Source organism: Microvirga vignae, from assembly GCF_001017175.1.
Classification (GTDB): domain Bacteria; phylum Pseudomonadota; class Alphaproteobacteria; order Rhizobiales; family Beijerinckiaceae; genus Microvirga; species Microvirga vignae.
Window position 1 is genome coordinate 18,151 of record NZ_LCYG01000012.1, and the last position, 16,357, is coordinate 34,507.

Sequence of the window (16,357 nt, forward strand, 5' to 3'; positions counted from 1 at the left end):
CTCTTACGAAGGAGCGGCAACATCGCGCAGGCGAGGCAGAGCCGATTTCTCCTGCGAGTTCATACGCTGCCCACGCCATTCATTGGCTATAAGGACGATAAGGCAGAGCACCATGGCCCAGCCGTAGACAGATCCGGCGGTGAGTTGGATCCATCTCGGCTCGGTGAGCTGATCGATAACGAGTGGCACCGGCACAAGGAGCAGCAGGGCGACGATGCGCATCACTGGCTTATGCCAGTAGCTCCAAATCACCGGCAGCAAAAAAAGCGTGTAGTGGATCCAGCCGAGAGGCGAGGCCAGGAGCGATGCCACCAAGCCAAGAGCACTAGCTGCCATGACGCCAGGACGCAGCCAATAAGCCCATATCGCCAGGGCACCCAAGAGGGCCAATCCTGCAAGCATGCCGAGCATCGGCACACCCGCACGCGTGGCAAGGCCCGAGAAGGATGCATTGGTCAGAAAGAAGGCCCGCGCGCTGTCAGATGCGATCAAGGCAAACCATTGCTGATAGATCTGGGGACCGTACAGCACGAGGGGTATGGCGCTGACAATCGCTGCAGTTCCAACGGATACGAGCGCTGAAACGCGATATCCGGATAGAAACAGCAAAGCAGGCCAGACCAGAAAGTTCGGCTTCAGAGAGACGACGACTCCTATGAGGATTCCAGCAGCAACAGCATGGCTCCGTTCCAGCAACAGCCAAGCTGCGACGCCTGCAAACACCAAAGGCAAATAGATCTGCCCAAGAAAGAGCGTGTCCCAAAAGCCTGCGAGGGCGAAGGCCCACACGGCGAGGATAGGAGCTTGCGGATTCCAGAAACGCCAGATGAGGAGGAGTACGGCCGCAGCAAAAAAAGCGATCGAGATCCACCGCCAAGCTTCGAATGCTGTTTCTGGATCCGCCACATCGAAAAGCTGAAAGAGCAGTGCTGAAATGGGAGGATTGAGATTGGGATTCCAGGATTCGAAGCCTGGCAGTTCAACGCGAAGAGTCAGTGGATAGATGCCGTAAGGGTTCAATCCCTCCGCGGCGGCCCGGCCGGAGGCCACGAAGGAACCGAAATCCCACAGGCCATCTCCATACGCGATGCGAGGGAATTCGGACCGGATCGCAAGAAAGGCGAGAACCAGAACAAGTCCATTTGCAGCCCATCGTTCGGATGCCGTCATCAGCCTATCCCAACTTAAAAGAACCTGAGCCGCTGGATCTAGCGCTGTGCATTGCTGCGCCCAGCCCATCCGCAGGACCACCCATCCTCCGGCCGTGGAACTCGTGACTTCGCAACGAGGTTTACGGATGAGCCAAGCCCTGTCCGGCTAGCGAACAACAAGTGAGGTCCAGTTCAACGATGGCGAACAATCCAGCCGTTCAGCAACCAGGTTCATCCCAAACCCCTTCCGCGATGGCTACCATGGCCGCGGTCGTCGTCGGCTGGGCTCTCATCAGGCTGGTCGCTGGCGGCGAGCGCCATCCCACTCCTGGCTCGGGCCGGTCTATGGGTCGGCGAACAGACCAGGTTCGGCAACGGCCTGATACCGGCTTTTCCGAGAAGCAGCATGCCAGCCCCAACGCTGCGGCAGCGGAGACGGGCCGAGGGCGTGAGGCCGACAAGCCGACGGAGATTCCCTCAAAGGGCTGGAAGGACATTCTCTGGCGAACCTATGAGGAGTTCGGCAAAGATCGCATCACCTCTGTTGCGGCAGGCGTCACCTATTATGCGCTGCTGGCGATCTTCCCAGCCATTGCCGCCCTGGTTTCCATCTACGGCCTCTTTTCCGATCCGGCTACGATTCAGGATCATCTTAATGCAATGTCAGGTGTTCTTCCGGGTGGTGCACTCGAGATTATCGGCGAGCAGGTCAAACGCATTTCCTCTCAAGGCGGCGGCGCACTTGGTTTCGGCTTCATCTTCGGCCTCGTTCTCTCCTTGTGGAGTGCCAACGCCGGCATGAAGGCGGTCTTTGACGCGCTCAATATCGTCAACAACGAGGACGAGAAGCGAAGCTTTATTCGTCTCAACCTGGTTTCACTCTCATTCACCCTTGGTGCGATCCTCTTTATTCTCGTTGCGCTTGGCGGCATCGTCGTTCTGCCGATTGTTCTCAACTTCATCGGCATTGGCGGCGGGGCCGAATGGCTCCTTGCCATCATCCGCTGGCCGGTTCTCCTCATTGGTGTGACACTTGGTCTGTCGCTGATCTATCGCTTCGGTCCGAGCCGCGACAAAGCGGAATGGCGCTGGGTCACGCCCGGAGGTCTTATCGCCGCCGTTCTATGGATCGCGGTGTCGATGCTTTTCTCCTGGTATGTCTCGAATTTCGGCAGCTACAACGAAACTTATGGCTCGCTGGGCGCAGTTATCGGCTTCATGACCTGGATCTGGTTGTCGAGCATCGTCGTTCTGCTGGGTGCCGAGATTAACGCCGAGATGGAACATCAGACGGTGAAAGACACCACCGAGGGAACCCAGCAGCCCATGGGCACCCGCGGTGCGAAGATGGCCGACACGGTTGGCGTCGCAAAGGCCTGAATCTTCCTCCAACATTTAAGAAAGAGCGCTCCTCAGAGGAGCGCCTTTTACATTCGTCCATAAGGTCGATCTGCTTTTCAAGAGAGCAGCAATGTTGGGAGCAATGAAAAGGCGCCGGTTCATACCGGCGCCCAGTGCGCTCATAAAAGAGGCGCTTACTCTAAGCCTGCCCCGCCGCGACGGCCCCCTGGAGCATCGTTGGAGCGCAAGCCGCCTTGCTGCCATCGGAGCGTTCATCTGCGAACCAAGCAATAGTTTCCCTCAACCCCACATCGAGAGAAGTCTTCGGGGACCATCCCAGAAGCTGCTTGGCGAGAGCGATATCAGGCCGCCGTCGCCGGGGATCGTCTACCGGCAGGGGACGGGTGACGATTTGCGAAGGTGAGCCTGTCAGCGCCAAAACCTTCTGCGCCAGATCGCCTACGGTGAGTTCCACCGGATTACCGAGATTGACGGCACCCGGGAAAGCTCCCTTGTAAGCCATGAGACGCATGAACCCCTCCACGAGATCCGACACGTAGCAGAAGGAGCGTGTCTGGCTTCCATCGCCATAGATCGTGATGTCGTCACCGGCGAGTGCTTGGCAGATGACATTGGAGATAACACGGCCGTCGTCCGCGCGCATGCGAGGTCCATAGGTGTTGAAAATCCGCGCCACGCGAACATCGGCACGCTCAGCGCGGGCAAAATCAAACGTTAGGGTTTCCGCTGCACGTTTTCCTTCGTCATAGCAGGCGCGCGGCCCTGTGGGGTTCACGTTCCCCCAATAGCTTTCTTTCTGCGGATGCACTTCGGGATCGCCGTAAATTTCACTGGTTGAGGCCAGGAAGAAGCGCGCTCCGATAGCCTCAGCGAGCGTGAGAAGATTGTGCGTTCCAACGACGCTGGTCAACATCGTGTGCTCAGGATCAGCCTGATAATGAGGCGGTGATGCAGCACACGCGAGATTGAAGATCTCATCGAACTTCATCCTCCTGGAGCGTAAGTGGGACGGCAAAGGCTTAATGATGTCGCTGTCCACCAGATCGAAACGAGGCTCACGCTCAAGGTGTCTTAAGTTCTGCTTTCGGCCCGTTTGAAAATTGTCGAGAGCGATCACATGAGCGCCTTCGCTCAGAAGGGCGTCGCACAAGTGCGATCCGAGGAATCCGGCTCCACCCGCGACAAGGACGAGCTTGCTCTTGCCATTCTTCATGAAGACGATCTCCTTATCGGACCACCAACGACGGTCCGGAGGTACAAACCTTTATCGGTCCAACGTCCGAAGCTTGGCTTGGTTCACTGCCAAGCTCAGAATCTATTCACGACATTCATACCCCTACTTCCATCGCGAGACGAAGTTCCTGCTGCCGCCGCTCCATAGCCTCGACTAAATCCCGCTCCATCGCGGCAGCCCGATGGAAAGCCGTATGCTCGGCAAGAATTCTTTCCCGCGCAGCCCACCCCATGGTGGAGCGCCGCGCCTCATCCCAACCTTCGAGCATCTGAATGACCTCGGCCGCTTGTCGAGCGAGAACGATCTCACATCCAGGCTCCAAGAGGGTCTCGATTCCGTCCCAGCTGTCGGAAATGATCGGCGTCCCACAGGCTGCTGCCTCGAACAAGCGCACGCTTGGGCTGTACCCCGCGCGGATCATGTCGGCGCGTGTGACATTGAGGGTGTAGCGGCTCGCGGCATAAAAGGCAGGGTGTTCGCTGGGAGGCACGTGATCGATACGCTCAACGTTCTCCGGCCACATGATGTCAGCAGGATATTGAGGCCCCGCAACGACGAAGCGCAGATGAGGCGCCCGCTTGGCCGGCTCGATCAGAAGCCGTTCGAGGGTCGGCTGCCGATCCGGGCTATATGTGCCGAGATAGCTTAAGTCCCATCGCTTCTTCTGGTCGAGCACGGGATAAAGCTCCGGATCGACAGAGCAATAGAGTGCCCGCGCCGCCGGCGAGCCGTATCTCTCCATCAACAGGTTGAGTGTCGGACCACCCGTGAAGGAGAAATAAGCGTCATAGTTCGGGATCAGCTGGGGTGAGAGATATTCGTAGTCGCCTCGCTCGAGCTTCGCCAAGGTCACCGGAGTATCGATATCGTAGAAGGCAACGACACCTCTGGCCGTCTCCTGCACCCAGTGCCCGACAGCCACACCTTCAGGTACGTAGGACCCTACGATCACCGCATCAGCAGCAGCGATCGTTTCCCTATAGCGCTCAAGGTCTTCAAGGCTCGTGTAGAACTCGAGATCGCAGAACTCCGGATCCGTGAGATCCCGGTGCGCCGCATACCAAGGCACATCGCGCTCCAGAAAAAGCACACCATGTCCACGCGCCGCGAAAGCCTTCAGCAGGGCGCGGAATGTCGTGGCATGCCCGTTGCCCCAGGAGGACGAGAGACTCAAGCCCAAAACGATGACACGCAGCCTGCTCACGCCACGTTCCTCTCTCGCCTCTGGGAGGCGGCTTCACGCAGGATCGTATCGACTTCGGCTCCTCTGCGGGCATAGGTATGCTCAGCCATGACGCGCCGGCGCGCGGCATCGCCGATGGCCTTGGCGTGCTCGGGCGTCAGGGTCTCCACATGATCGGCCACATCCTTGCCGTCGCGAGCGACGAGAACCTCTTCCCCTTCTCTCAGGAAAAGCTCCAGGCCAACCCAAGCATCCGTGATCAAGCACGCGCCTGCGCCGGCTGCCTCGAAAACGCGGGTCGCAGGAGAGTAGCCCGTCGTCGCCATGGAGTCGCGTGCGACGTTGAGGACCGCGAGCGGGCTCGTATTGAAAGCGTTGTGATCGCGTGTATAGACATGTCCGATATGACGCACGTTCGACGGCATGCCTTTCGTTTCCCAGCCGTTGCCGCCAATCAGGAAGCTGCGCCCGGGCAGGCGCACCGCAGGCTCCAGGAAGAACTGTTCAACACGCACCTCGCGATCCGGCAAGCGGTTTCCAAGGAAGGACAGATCCGCCTTGAAGCGTTCATCGGCTGGAACGGGATGATGGGTCGAGGGATCGAGCCCGTTGTAGATCGGAATGCACCGACGTGCACCTAAACCTTCATAAGCCTCGATGATCGGTGGACCGCCGCCATAGGTCAGCACGAAATCGAGAGTGGGCAACGTGCGTCGCAAAGGGTGATCCGGGCTCTCGCGCAATTCCGCGAGCGTTGCCGGCGCATCCACATCCCAGAAGATGCGGATGGCATCAGGTCTAGAGGCCACAACGATACCTTCGAGCAATTCATTGTCGAAGACACCGACGCCGGAGGCCTTCACCACGACGTCAGCTTTTGCCGCTTCGGCCACGACAGCGCGCATGGCCTCTTCCGTCGCAGGATAGACCTTCACCTCCGCCCATTCCGGCGGCTCGATGTCGCGGTGCTTCTGGCGATCAAAGGCATCGGGCTCGTAGAAAGTGATGCTGTAGCCGCGCCGGGCGAGCTCGCTCAACATGCCTCGGTAATAGGTCGCCGCGCCATTCCAATAGGAGGAGAGAAGGCTGGAGCCGTAAAAGGCGATTTTCATGCGGACATCTCCGTTGGCGTCGCAGCACCGTAGGTTTCGAGAATGGTGAGAAGCTGTTCTGCGCGATGCGCACAGGAATGACGGTCGTGAATGGCAGCGAGCCCGTTGGTCACGAGCGAGCGTCGAAGGTCGGCATCCTGACAGACTGCCGTGAGATGACGCACCATCTCGCCCTCATCGCGTGCCACGAGAAAATCAGCACCAGGATTGAAGAGCCCCTCCGAGTCACTCCACGGCGCAGAGATGAGAGGAATGCCGCAGGCAAGTGCCTCGAAAACACGGATCGTGGGGATGCCGGGGAGCATATCGACATAGAAGCGGCGCGGCACATGCACGGTAGCCAAGTGCCTGGCAAATACCTCCGGCGCTTGCGCGTTCGGCAGCCAGCCACGATAGGTCACGCCGTAGCGGGAAAGTGTTTCACGTGCGTGCTCAGGATACCGAACGCCGTATATCTCAAGTGGCAGGCCAAGGGTTTGTGCTGGCCGGAACAGAAACGTTTCCAGCTCCGCACTGCGCTCGTTATCGCCCCAGTTACCGATCCAGACCAGTCCCTCGCGCTCTGTCTCGACAGCAGGTGGATGAAAAAGCCGGGTGTCGGCGGCTTCATGCCATACGTGAACTCGGTCTCCCCATCCCCATCGCCGATAGACCTCTGCGAGAGTTTCGCCGAAAGCGAGCACGCCGTCATAGCCACCGAGATCGAACTGTCGGATCGCATTCGGATCGCTGACGGCCCGGTGATGCGTATCGTGAAAGAGAAGCGTGAAACGTGCACCCTGACGTCGCAACTCGCCGATTGCGGCGACGAGCCACGGATCGTTCCATTCGTGCACGATCACCACATCGGCATCAGACACCATTTCTCCGAGATCAGCATCTGCACCGAACGTTGTTGACGACAATTCGGGATAAAGTTTGCGGTAGATGTCCAGCCCGGCTTCGCCGTGATCTTTCAGGAGATTTCCAAGGCTCCAGGCTTCCCGGGGCTCATAGGCTATAACCTCATGCCCACGATGGATGAGATCACGCAGAACACCTCTCAAGAAGTGAGCGTTGCCGTGGTTCCAGCAGGATGCGAGAGAATGCGTAAAGTAGGCAAACTTCATGCAGCAGCCCCATTCAGGGAAACGAGTTCGAATCGGGAGGGAAGCAGCGACCGGTAAGCCTCCAGAACGCCCGCGCTCATGGCTTCCACGCTATAGGCAGCCGCCCGCTTCCTGGCGGCTTCTCCCAGTTCGCGGCACGTCGCGTCGTCAGATGCAAGATGTTCGATGGCCTGCGCCAATGCCTGATCGTCGTCAGGATCCACGAAGACCGCCTCACCATCCCATAACTCTCGGAAGGTCGGGATATCGGAGAGGACGAGGGCGCAGCCGGCCTGTGCGGCCTCAAGCACAGCGAGACCAAAGGGTTCATACTTGGCCACCGAAACAAAGATTGGCTGCGCGCTCAGATATTGGGCAATTTCATCATCGCTCAATCGGCCAAGCGAAATGGCGTAATGAGCTTCAACCTGCGTTCCGTTTGGCCCCTTGAGGGGACCTGCCGCAAGAGTTGGGAGAGAAAGGCGCGCAGCAGCACGGTCAATCGCGGCGAAATTCTTGCCGTCATCCCATAAGCGCCCAGCCGTGAACACAAAGACATCGCATGGCACACAATCCCCTGCCGCGATGGCTCGACGTCCGTTCCGCACGACTGTAGGTGCTACTGCGAGGTTATAGGTACGAGCTGTGGCATCTGCAAAAGCTGCCGTTGGAGCCAGTAGCTTATCGGCAGCATGATATCCCTTGCGCACCAGGTCCGCCCGCCATACGAACTCTTCCGGCAGAGAACCGCCACGCACGGCTTCCCACCATGTCGCGACACAGGAATGGCAGATGGCGACGACCGGGCAGCCATGCTGGCCGCTCGCGGCAAGCGCCGGGCTGTTGAGATGGACAATGTCCGGCTTGATCTGTGCGGAGATATGCACGATAGCTCGCCCGGCCTCCTCCACCTCTTGTGGCCTCTCTGCCGTCCAGTCGAGAGGGAGGCGTGTCGTGATCAGATCAACGCCCGCAGTCTCGGCCCGTTTTATTTGATCGTCCGAAGGTGCAGGACCAAGTACCACTAGAGTTGTTTCGACACCGTACGTGCGCAGACCCTCAGCAACGTCCAGCGCATACTGCCAGACGCCGCCGACCGCATCCGCTGTCATGAGCACGCGGAGAGAGGATGCGCCCTGTGCCGATACAGACATATCTCTTCCAGCTCCTTCAGAACGAGCGGGCGTGACTAAGGTCGATCAGTGAGACGCTCGATGCGCCTCTCATGACAGAGCGGCTGCCTCCTGAAGGCGAGAGCTTGGCCGAATTGCGCCGGCAAGCCCCCTCTCCTCCTGCAGCCATTGCGCTAGGGCAGCCACGCCCTTGCGCCACGGTGTCGGCGTTTTCAACCCAAGCTCACACGCGATCTGGCGCGTGTCGGACACGTAATAGCGCTGATCGCCCGCGCGCCAATCCGAGTAGTGCGTCTCCACCGGGCGGCCAATGACATCCTCGATATGGACGAGAAGTTGCCGCAGACTGATTGCGTTCGACGGGCCGCCGCCGAGATTGAAGGCGCGCCCTTGAACAGCATCGATGCGCTTCCAAGCTGCCCCATAGGCATCGACTGCATCGGAAATGTTAAGAATATCGCGCACCTGACAGCCATCGCCGTAAATGGTGATCGGCTGCCCCTCCAGAGCGCGAATCAGGAAATGGGCCACCCACCCCTGGTCTTCGGTTCCCATCTGGCGCTGGCCATAGATGCAGCTCATGCGCAGAACGCAGGTCGGAATGCCGTAGGAGCGTGCATAATCCAGCACGTATTGATCAGCCGCGCCTTTGGAGCAGCCATATGGCGTGTGAAAATCGAGAGGACGCGTTTCACCGATTCCAGCGTCGCGAATGGCAGGATCACGCGGCACGTAAGCATCGTTCGTCATGTCGAGTTCGACATCGGCAAGGTCGCCATAGACCTTGTTGGTGGACGCAAAGACGAGAGGCACCATCCCGTTGAGCCTGCGCAGGGTATCGAGCAGGTTCAGCGTGCCACGGATGTTGATTTCGAAATCGTTGCGAGGATCGGCAAGGCTAGTCGTGACTGCCACTTGAGCGGCCATGTGAAACACTGCCTGCGCGTCAGACGCCGCATCAGCCACAGCCGTCTCATCGCGAATATCGCCGATGACGGCGGATATCTTTGCCGGATGCCGCTTCTTCAGCCAATCTAGATTGCGGTCAACTCCAGGGCGTGCCAGTGCGTCATAGACGAGAACGTCATGGCCCTCGCTGGCAAAGCGATCTGCCAGATTCGAACCGATAAATCCCGCACCGCCTGTCACCAGAACGGGACGGCAGCGAAGAATGGCTGGTGCGCCAGTCTTTGGATCTGCGTCCTTCATGCCACAAGACCTCGTGCCTCGAGTTCCTTGCGGGCCTCCTGAACAAGGTCCTTGGCCTCTTGATTGGCAACCCATTCGGCGAGTTCGGCCAATCCTTCCGAAAAATCCTTCTTCGGCTTGTAACCTAGCTCCTGGCTGATCTTCGTGATATCCGCAATACAGTGGCGGATGTCGCCAATGCGCGCCTTGCCGGCGATCTCGGGAGCAATCGGCTTGTTCATCGCTTTGGCCAGAAGCTCGGCCACTTGCGAGACCGTGCGGTCCACGCCGCTTCCCACGTTGAAGACACCTCCCGGAGCCTTTTCATGCTCTAGCGCCAGCACGAAAGCCTGCGCCACATCTTCCACATGCACGAAGTCACGGCGTTGCTGACCATCTTCGAAGATCATCGGCGGCTGACCGTTGTGGAGGCGCGATGCGAAGATGGCGAGGACACCGGTATAGGGGTTGGACAGGGCTTGGCCCGGGCCATAGGCATTCCAGAGCCGAAGCGCCACTCCTTCCATGCCATAGGCGGGACAGAGGGTGAGCGTCAGACGCTCCTGCACATATTTCGAAAGCGCATAGACGGACGCAAGCGCCGGCTTCTTCCACTCAGGCGTCGGCACCGGAACGAGCGGACGTCCTTGCGCGTCCAACGGGTCCCAAGGATCGCTCTCACTGGTGCGAGGGACACGCACCACATCTTCCATGATGGCCCCATCGGCATCACGGTAGAGACCCTCCCCATAGATGCTCATGGACGAAGCGACGACAACGCGCTTTACAGGGTTGTCGATGAGCTGCTGGAAAAGAACCGCCGTGCCGTAATCGTTGACAGAGACGTAGCGGTCGACCGCATACATGCTCTGGCCAACACCGACTTCGGCCGCGAGGTGGACCACCTTCGTGGCTCCCTTGAGCGCCTTCAGGATCGCGGTCTCGTCACGCACATCGCCGACAATGACCTCTACTTCCGGGTCGAGGCTATCGGCCTGAGTCTTATCGCCGTGAACCTGCTCAATGAGACTGTCGAGCACGCGAACACGATGTCCACGCTCCAAGCAGGCTCGCGCAACATAACGGCCAATGAAGCCAGCGCCGCCAGTAATGAGGATCGTATCCGTCACGAGAGGTCTCCGGATCGGTTGAGGGCACGGCACCAGAACTTGAGATGGAGAAACCTGCTCCTCCGGCTGGAGAAGCGACGCGGGACATGCGCATTTTCCAGGCGGACGCAGGGCTTCAGGGCAGAGCATGGCGCGTGGCGGCCGCCCTAAGCATCCCTCTCATAGCTTGGCATTTCACGGAGCAAACGCTCCATCATCATCTTTGTTCCTTAGGCTAGGACCTTGGCCGCTCGGGCCTATCTCTAGCTTGGGCGCATATTCCTGAAGACAAGAGTCTCAAGTCAGGGATCGCAGAGGGAACAACAAACACTTTTGCTGCGTTGACGGCCAAGCTTCGGGAAAGTGACCGGGCCCGCTGCCTGCCGCCTGCGCCGGAATACTGCCGGAAAACGGAGCCAGCGAAGGCCTCATCAAGGAGATCCGCCATGAGCTCACGAAAGGTCCGCGTCGGAATTGTCGGCGTCGGCAATTGCGCCTCATCCTTCGTGCAGGGTCTTTCCTATTATCGGGATGCCAAGAGCAATGAACCCATCCCTGGCCTGATGAATGCCGAGCTTGGCGGTTACCATATCAGCGATGTGGAGATCTCCGCAGCCTTCGACGTGAATGCCTCGAAAGTGGGACGGGATGTCTCCGAGGCGATCTTTGCCGAGCCCAACAACACGCAGCGCTTCGCCGCGGTCCCTAAAAGCGGCATCATCGTCAATCGCGGAAAAACCCTTGACGGCCTCGGCAAGTATCTGCGCGACGAGATCGAGGAATCGCCAGAAGACGAAGCGGACGTCACTGAAGTTCTGCGCCAGTCCAAAACGGATGTGCTCGTCTCCTACCTTCCGGTCGGATCACAGAAGGCAACCGAGTGGTATGCCGAGCGCGCTCTGGAGGCAGGATGCGCTTTTGTGAACTGCATTCCCGTCTTCATCGCGTCGAATCCAGGATGGCGAAAGCGCTTCGAGGATCGCGGCCTTCCGATCGTGGGCGACGACATCAAGAGTCAGGTCGGGGCCACGATCGTGCATCGCGTTCTCGCCAACCTGTTCCGGGAGCGTGGCGTGCGTCTTGACCGAACCTATCAGCTCAATTTCGGTGGCAATATGGACTTCCAGAACATGCTCGAGCGCGAGCGTCTGGAATCGAAGAAGATCTCCAAGACACAAGCTGTGACGAGTCAGCTCGATATCCCTCTTCCTCCAGAAGATGTGCATGTGGGCCCCAGCGATCATGTGCCGTGGCTCACGGACCGCAAGTGGGCCTATATCCGCATGGAGGGCACATCCTTCGGCGGCGTTCCGCTGAATGTGGAACTGAAGCTCGAAGTCTGGGACTCGCCCAATTCCGCCGGCATCGTCATCGACGCCGTGCGCTGCGCCAAGCTCGCCATGGACCGCAAGATCGGCGGAGCGCTCACCGGACCGTCCAGCTACTTCATGAAGTCTCCACCGCAGCAATTCACCGACAATGAGGCACGCGAGAGAACCCTCCGCTTCATCGACGGCGTTGACGAAGAGACCTGAGGAGACGTCCGGCGTGACCACCACCTTTTTCCTCGTGCGCCATGCGGCCCATGACAGGGTGGGGACGGTGCTGTGTGGCCGGATGCCCGGCGTGACACTCGGCGATCTGGGCAAGACTCAGGCACGCCGCCTTGCGGAACGCTTTGCGAATGAGAAGGTGGCGTGCATCTGCACGAGCCCGCTCGAAAGAGCCGTCGAGACGGCGGAACCCATAGCGACCCGGCTAGGAAGACCCCTCGAGCAATCTGAAGGCATCGTCGAGATCGATTTCGGTAACTGGTCAGGCAGGAGTTTCGACGATCTCTCCGACGACCCACGTTGGCATGCATGGAACAGCAGCCGCAGCACCAGCCGCCCACCTGAGGGCGAGACGATGCTTGAGGCACAGGCGCGTGTCGTTCACGCCATGGAGCGACTGCGAAATCTTTATGCCGAGCGCTCTGTCATTCTTGTCAGCCATAGCGACGTGATCAAGGCAGCTCTCCTCTACCATCTTGGCATGCCGATTGACGCCTATTCTCGCTTCGAAATTTCACCCGCTTCCATCAGTGCGCTCGTCGTCGGCGACTGGGGCTCAAAAGTTCTTCGCATGAACGAGGTGATCGCCGCATGAAGCTGGTCGTGTTCGGGCTCACCATCTCCTCTTCCTGGGGCAACGGCCATGCCACTCTTTGGCGGGGCCTGTGCCGGTCGCTCGCGCGTCAAGGGCACAGAGTCATCTTCTTCGAGAAGAACGTGCCCTATTACGCCTCGAACCGAGACCTTTTTGTGATCCCGAGCGGCGAACTCATTCTCTATGATAGCTGGAGTACGATCAGAGACCGTGTGAAGGCCGAGTTGGCCGACGCCGATGCAGCGATGGTGACCTCTTACTGTCCGGATGGGATCGAGGCTACGGATCTCGTCCTCGATACGCCGCGTGTGGTGCGAGCGTTTTATGATCTCGATACGCCCGTCACCTTCTCAAAGCTTCAAGCCAAGGAGTCGCTTACCTATATCGGCTCGCGGGGTTTGGGCGAGTTCGATTTGGTACTCAGCTACACAGGTGGAGGTGCCCTGGAGAAGATGCAATCGGAGCTTGGGGCGCAGCGTGTAGCGCCTTTGTATGGACATGTGGATCCGGATGTTCATCACCCCATCTCTCCGCTGTCTCATTACGTCTCTGATCTCTCCTATCTCGGCACCTATGCCGCCGACCGGCAGGCAGCTCTGCAACGGCTCTTCATTGATCCGGCGGGCATTCGCCCGCAAAAGCGTTTCTTGATTGGCGGCGCGCAGTATCCGGACAACTTCCCGTGGCAGCCGAACATCCATTTCGTGCGGCACTTGCCTCCATCGGAACATCCAGCCTTCTTCTCGTCATCACGCTTGACCCTCAATATCACGCGTCATGCCATGGCCGAGATGGGGTGGTGCCCTTCGGGACGCCTCTTCGAGGCCTCGGCCTGCGGCGTTCCTATCCTCACCGACGATTGGGAGGGTCTCGACAGCTTCTTCGAGCCTGGCAGCGAGATCCTCATTGCACGCACGACCGAGGATGCAGTCGCTGCGCTCGATCTCTCCGATGCGGAGCTCAAGCGCATCTCACGTGCGAGCCGCGAACGCACGCTGACCGAGCACACGTCCGAACATCGCGCCCGGGAGCTTGAGGCTCTGCTGGCGGGCGCCAGTTCTTCCTCGCCATCGACCGGAAGATCCACCGCTATGATGGAGGCTTAAGATGTGGGGCATCATACCCGCAGCCGGACTCGGCAGCCGCATTCAGCCGTTGGCCTTCTCGAAGGAGCTTCTTCCTGTCGGAAGCCGCCTCGACAATGGCGTAGAGCGCCCTTGCGCCGTCAGCGAATATCTCGTGGAACGCATGATCTATGGTGGAGCGGACAAGATTTGCTTCGTCATCTCTCCTGGCAAATCCGACATCATGGAATACTACGGTGCGAGCTATGGTAGCGCCTCCATTGCCTATGTCGTTCAACCCCAAGCGAGCGGCCTATGCGATGCGATATTCCGAGCAACACCGCTCATCCCGCCGAACGAAAGCGTGATCGTCGGGTTGCCTGATACCGTCTGGTTCCCTGAAAAAGCCCTGACGGAGCTGCCTGAAGACCAACTCTCATTCCTTCTCTTTCCTGTCGATAATCCGCAAGTCTTCGATGCCGTCGTTCTGAATGAGGCCATGCAGGTTCAGGAAGTCCAGGTGAAGCGGGAGGATGCTTCATCCCAATGGATCTGGGGCGCCTTCAAGATGCCTGGATACATCCTTGAAGCGCTGCGTCAGCTCTGGCTCTCTCGCGATTGCCAGGACGAATATTTCGGTACGCTCGTCAACGCTTATCTGGCCCAAGGCGGCAAGGCTCTCGGCGTCAAGGCGGGGGAATCCTATGTCGATGTGGGAACCTTGCACGGCTATCGCTCCGCCATCGGCCTTTTGAGCGAAGCCGCCCAGCACGACACCATCACCGGCGCGCGTGTCGCCCTTGGTTGGCCAGCGGGGCGCATGCCTCGCGGCCTTCATGATTTGAGCAGGGAGTAATTTTTGCGATGAATGCCATGGACCCCTTATCTCCCGACGAGATCCGAAAAAAGGCCGAAGCGCTCGGACCCTGGTTCCATAACATGGAAATCAGAGAAGGCATATGGACAGCCCCCGACCACTTCCTCGGCAACTATCCCGCCATCAAGTGGAAGAACTTTTCCGACGCGATCCCTCAGGATCTAACGGGCAAGAGTGTCCTCGACATTGGCTGCAATGGCGGTTTCTATTCGATCGAGATGAAGAAGCGCGGTGCAGAACGCGTTCTAGGCGTTGACTTCGACGACACTTATCTTGCCCAGGCGCGCTTCGCGGCCGAGGCGACAGGACATGATATCGAATTCCGCAAGCTCTCTGTTTACGACCTTGGCCAGCTCGGCGAGACGTTCGACGTCGTGATCTTCATGGGAGTCCTCTATCACCTGCGCCACCCGCTCCTCGCGCTCGATCTGATCCATGAGCATGTGGCCAAGGACATGCTGGTGTTTCAGTCGATGCAACGTGGCTCGAGTGAGACGATGACCGTGGAGGAGAACTACACCTTCTGGCAGACCGATCATTTCGATGATTCGCGCTATCCGAAGATGCATTTCATCGAGCATCGCTATGCAGACGATCCCACGAACTGGTGGGCGCCCAATGCAGCCTGTGTCGAAGCCATGCTCCGCAGTGCCGGGTTCGAAATTGTCCAACATCCAGAATCTGAAGTTTACATTTGCCGTCGCGTCGATGCACCGCCCGGAGCGGGAGCAGTCTACCCGGCTCAAAGGAGAACCGCATGATTGAGGCAGCAATGATCTGGAATGAGCCGAACAACAAGTCCCATTGGGACCCAGAAATCGATCCGGATTGGCGGCTCTTTTCCGAGATGGCGATTGCCGCAAGCCAGGCGATCAAGGAGGCGAACCCCAACCTGCCACGCGTCCTCGGCGGTATCTCCCCTATCGATCCCGGCTTCATCAACAACTTGAAGGAGCGCGGTGTTCTCGATCACGTCGACGTGGTGGCGGTTCACGGCTTCCCGCTCGACTGGAATCTTTGGCAGATTCACGAATGGCCAGCGAAGATTGATGAAGTTCGCGCTGTGACCGACAAGCCGATCTGGGTGACGGAGGTCGGCATCTCCACCTTCGGTGCCGAGGAGGTGCAGGTCTGGGGCTTGAACCGAACGGCGGAATTGCTCCTCGGTCAGGTGCCCAAGATTCACTGGTACAGTCTTTATGACCTCCCCCGCGCTTGGGAAGCGACGACGCGCCACCGCGAGGCTGAAGGCTCCTCCTATTACCGTCATTTCTACATGGGTCTTCTGCGTGAAGACGGCACGCCGAAGCCGGCGCTTGAGGAATATGCGAAAGTGGCATCGCAGATGGGTCTTTGCCAGTGGTTTCACTTCGAGGACCATCGCCTCGACGATGCTGTCACCTGGATGAAGCGCCTTGGCGTGAAGTATCTGCGCACGGGCCTCTCCTGGGCCGACAGTTTCCGCCCCAATGCCCTCGACTGGTTCGACCGCCAGATGGAAGCGCTTGCGGACTTCGACGTGACGGTCACTTTCTGTTTCACGCCGGAGCATCGCGGGATCGCGCCGCATCACACCAGCCCGCCGCAGGTCAAAGAGGAATTCGCGGAGTTTTGTGCCGGTATGATCCGGCGCTATGCGCCCCATACGGAAGCCTCTTCCGCGCAGAAGGTTCTCGAGGCGCTCTGATTTCTCTCTTCACGGCCAATC

At 59.0% G+C, this 16,357-nt stretch carries 15 protein-coding genes; 7 read left to right on the plus strand and 8 right to left on the minus strand.

What is annotated here, in order from left to right; all coding sequences use genetic code 11:
• Positions 1-3: 3 nt before the first annotated feature.
• Complete coding sequence (locus AA309_RS03235; RefSeq protein WP_047187558.1) at positions 4-1,170, minus strand: glycosyltransferase family 87 protein; 1,167 nt, start codon at positions 1,168-1,170, stop codon at positions 4-6.
• Positions 1,171-1,349: 179 nt separating this feature from the next.
• Here AA309_RS03235 and AA309_RS03240 point away from each other — a divergent pair, with 179 nt between their 5' ends.
• Complete coding sequence (locus AA309_RS03240) at positions 1,350-2,531, plus strand: YihY/virulence factor BrkB family protein (protein WP_084730827.1); 1,182 nt, start codon at positions 1,350-1,352, stop codon at positions 2,529-2,531.
• A 160-nt stretch (positions 2,532-2,691) separates the two neighbouring features.
• Here the strand turns inward: AA309_RS03240 and AA309_RS03245 are convergent, their stop codons facing one another.
• The 7 genes from AA309_RS03245 to AA309_RS03275 all read right to left on the minus strand — a co-directional run bounded on the left by AA309_RS03245 (position 2,692) and on the right by AA309_RS03275 (position 10,581).
• Positions 2,692-3,726: a UDP-glucuronic acid decarboxylase family protein gene (locus tag AA309_RS03245; protein ID WP_047187560.1), complete on the minus strand. Its 1,035-nt coding sequence runs from the start codon at positions 3,724-3,726 to the stop codon at positions 2,692-2,694.
• A gap of 115 nt (positions 3,727-3,841) precedes the next feature.
• Entirely contained in the window at positions 3,842-4,951 is a 1,110-nt protein-coding gene (locus AA309_RS03250) for a CgeB family protein (RefSeq protein ID WP_200901934.1), read from the minus strand.
• Positions 4,948-6,042: a CgeB family protein gene (locus tag AA309_RS03255; RefSeq protein ID WP_047187561.1), complete on the minus strand. Its 1,095-nt coding sequence runs from the start codon at positions 6,040-6,042 to the stop codon at positions 4,948-4,950. The genes AA309_RS03250 and AA309_RS03255 overlap by 4 nt, the downstream gene beginning before the upstream one ends.
• Complete coding sequence (locus AA309_RS03260) at positions 6,039-7,151, minus strand: CgeB family protein (protein ID WP_047187562.1); 1,113 nt, start codon at positions 7,149-7,151, stop codon at positions 6,039-6,041. The genes AA309_RS03255 and AA309_RS03260 overlap by 4 nt, the downstream gene beginning before the upstream one ends.
• Positions 7,148-8,284 carry a glycosyltransferase family 4 protein gene (locus tag AA309_RS03265; protein WP_047187563.1) on the minus strand — a complete coding sequence of 379 codons (1,137 nt, stop codon included), beginning with the start codon at positions 8,282-8,284 and terminating at the stop codon, positions 7,148-7,150. Before AA309_RS03265 ends, AA309_RS03260 begins: the two co-directional genes overlap by 4 nt.
• A 69-nt stretch (positions 8,285-8,353) precedes the next feature.
• On the minus strand, positions 8,354-9,472 hold the full coding sequence (locus AA309_RS03270; protein ID WP_047187564.1) for an NAD-dependent epimerase/dehydratase family protein: 1,119 nt from the start codon (positions 9,470-9,472) through the stop codon (positions 8,354-8,356).
• On the minus strand, positions 9,469-10,581 hold the full coding sequence (locus tag AA309_RS03275; protein WP_047187565.1) for an NAD-dependent epimerase/dehydratase family protein: 1,113 nt from the start codon (positions 10,579-10,581) through the stop codon (positions 9,469-9,471). Before AA309_RS03275 ends, AA309_RS03270 begins: the two co-directional genes overlap by 4 nt.
• Positions 10,582-11,006: 425 nt before the next feature.
• Between AA309_RS03275 and AA309_RS03280 the strand changes: the two genes are divergently transcribed.
• Genes AA309_RS03280 through AA309_RS03305 form a run of 6 tightly spaced genes read left to right on the plus strand, consistent with a single transcriptional unit; the run spans position 11,007 to position 16,336 of the window.
• Entirely contained in the window at positions 11,007-12,095 is a 1,089-nt protein-coding gene (locus AA309_RS03280; protein WP_047187566.1) for an inositol-3-phosphate synthase, read from the plus strand.
• A gap of 13 nt (positions 12,096-12,108) precedes the next feature.
• Positions 12,109-12,708: a histidine phosphatase family protein gene (locus AA309_RS03285; protein ID WP_047187567.1), complete on the plus strand. Its 600-nt coding sequence runs from the start codon at positions 12,109-12,111 to the stop codon at positions 12,706-12,708.
• On the plus strand, positions 12,705-13,814 hold the full coding sequence (locus AA309_RS03290; RefSeq protein ID WP_047187568.1) for a CgeB family protein: 1,110 nt from the start codon (positions 12,705-12,707) through the stop codon (positions 13,812-13,814). Before AA309_RS03285 ends, AA309_RS03290 begins: the two co-directional genes overlap by 4 nt.
• 1 nt (position 13,815) lies before the next feature.
• Entirely contained in the window at positions 13,816-14,628 is an 813-nt protein-coding gene (locus AA309_RS03295) for a sugar phosphate nucleotidyltransferase (protein ID WP_047187569.1), read from the plus strand.
• A gap of 8 nt (positions 14,629-14,636) precedes the next feature.
• On the plus strand, positions 14,637-15,410 hold the full coding sequence (locus AA309_RS03300) for a TIGR04290 family methyltransferase (protein WP_084730829.1): 774 nt from the start codon (positions 14,637-14,639) through the stop codon (positions 15,408-15,410).
• Positions 15,407-16,336, plus strand: coding sequence for a glycoside hydrolase 5 family protein (locus AA309_RS03305; protein ID WP_047187570.1), 930 nt, complete (start codon positions 15,407-15,409; stop codon positions 16,334-16,336). Before AA309_RS03300 ends, AA309_RS03305 begins: the two co-directional genes overlap by 4 nt.
• Positions 16,337-16,357 lie beyond the last annotated feature (21 nt).

What these genes read in the sequence shown, in the direction of transcription:
- AA309_RS03235 (WP_047187558.1), bottom strand. Translation starts at nt 1,170, where the DNA reads ATGACGGCATCCGAACGATGGGCTGCAAATGGACTTGTTCTGGTTCTC.
- AA309_RS03240 (WP_084730827.1), top strand. Translation starts at nt 1,350, where the DNA reads ATGGCGAACAATCCAGCCGTTCAGCAACCAGGTTCATCCCAAACCCCT.
- AA309_RS03245 (WP_047187560.1), bottom strand. Translation starts at nt 3,726, where the DNA reads ATGAAGAATGGCAAGAGCAAGCTCGTCCTTGTCGCGGGTGGAGCCGGA.
- AA309_RS03255 (WP_047187561.1), bottom strand. Translation starts at nt 6,042, where the DNA reads ATGAAAATCGCCTTTTACGGCTCCAGCCTTCTCTCCTCCTATTGGAAT.
- AA309_RS03260 (WP_047187562.1), bottom strand. Translation starts at nt 7,151, where the DNA reads ATGAAGTTTGCCTACTTTACGCATTCTCTCGCATCCTGCTGGAACCAC.
- AA309_RS03265 (WP_047187563.1), bottom strand. Translation starts at nt 8,284, where the DNA reads ATGTCTGTATCGGCACAGGGCGCATCCTCTCTCCGCGTGCTCATGACA.
- AA309_RS03270 (WP_047187564.1), bottom strand. Translation starts at nt 9,472, where the DNA reads ATGAAGGACGCAGATCCAAAGACTGGCGCACCAGCCATTCTTCGCTGC.
- AA309_RS03280 (WP_047187566.1), top strand. Translation starts at nt 11,007, where the DNA reads ATGAGCTCACGAAAGGTCCGCGTCGGAATTGTCGGCGTCGGCAATTGC.
- AA309_RS03290 (WP_047187568.1), top strand. Translation starts at nt 12,705, where the DNA reads ATGAAGCTGGTCGTGTTCGGGCTCACCATCTCCTCTTCCTGGGGCAAC.
- AA309_RS03295 (WP_047187569.1), top strand. Translation starts at nt 13,816, where the DNA reads ATGTGGGGCATCATACCCGCAGCCGGACTCGGCAGCCGCATTCAGCCG.
- AA309_RS03300 (WP_084730829.1), top strand. Translation starts at nt 14,637, where the DNA reads ATGAATGCCATGGACCCCTTATCTCCCGACGAGATCCGAAAAAAGGCC.
- AA309_RS03305 (WP_047187570.1), top strand. Translation starts at nt 15,407, where the DNA reads ATGATTGAGGCAGCAATGATCTGGAATGAGCCGAACAACAAGTCCCAT.